The 289-nt window shown below is 50.9% G+C and carries 1 protein-coding gene; it reads right to left on the bottom strand.

What is annotated here, in order from left to right:
* Positions 1 to 264 (bottom strand): transposase (locus tag KO539_RS30790; RefSeq protein ID WP_219306828.1); only part of this gene is annotated, 264 nt, incomplete at its 3' end.
* Positions 265 to 289 lie beyond the last annotated feature (25 nt).

Genomic DNA, 289 nt, shown 5'->3' on the forward strand with positions numbered 1-289 from the left:
GCAGGCAGGATTGACTACGCTAACAATGAGTCCTTCTTGATGCAAGGCCAGCGCCACTGGCTCAGAATAGACTCCAGTGGCTTCCATACAGACGTGTATTGACGACATCGGCACGGACGACTTGCTAAGCCATGCAAGCAATGATTTGTGCCCCTCGGCGGTGTTCTCAACCACTTTGACCTTTATCTTGCCGCTCACAAGCATGGCAACATCGAGCTTCTTCTTGCTCACATCAATACCAACCAACGCGCATGCCGTATCCATTTTTGACCTTCCTCGTATACAGGCT

Source organism: Janthinobacterium sp. NKUCC06_STL (genome assembly GCF_019345455.1).
Taxonomy (GTDB): Bacteria; Pseudomonadota; Gammaproteobacteria; order Burkholderiales; family Burkholderiaceae_D; genus Janthinobacterium; species Janthinobacterium rivuli.